At 75.0% G+C, this 488-nt stretch carries 1 pseudogene; it reads right to left on the reverse strand.

Annotated elements, in window-relative coordinates:
- Positions 1-239 (reverse strand): annotated as a pseudogene (locus EBH09_RS14195) (S-methyl-5-thioribose-1-phosphate isomerase); the annotation flags it as partial.
- Positions 240-488 lie beyond the last annotated feature (249 nt).

The raw sequence follows: 488 nt of genomic DNA on the forward strand, positions 1-488 counted from the left end.
GCGAGCGCGACGCCGTAGGCGCCCGCGATGCCGAGCAGCGGCGCCCCGCGCACGGCGAGCGAGCGGATCGCCTCCACGAGCGCGGACGCGTCCGTGCAGACCAGTTCGACCTCCTCGGCCGGCAGTCTGGTCTGGTCCAGCAGGACCAGCACCGGGCCCTCGGGTGGTTCCTCCCAGCGCAGTGCCGGGATCTCGGTCGGCCGCTTGTCCTCGCCGCTTCGCGCGTCCTGATCAGCCATGCGGTCAGTCTGCCCCCTACCGGGCGGACAATTGAAGGTGCGCAGGCCATACCGCGCCCGGTCCGCACCCGACCACGCCATGGCACGATGGCTGCCAACCTGCCGCCGCGACCGCGGACGGGCACCGTGAAGGAGCGACGATGAACGACACTCCGGGCTGGGCCTCGCCCGGATCCGCCCCGTCCGACGGGCGGGAGCCCGGCGCGTCCGGCCCCGCCGAGCCCGCCGACCGCCCCAACGGCCCCGACC

Origin of the sequence: Streptomyces sp. E2N166 (assembly GCF_003671715.1) — a bacterium.
Classification (GTDB): domain Bacteria; phylum Actinomycetota; class Actinomycetes; order Streptomycetales; family Streptomycetaceae; genus Streptomyces; species Streptomyces thinghirensis.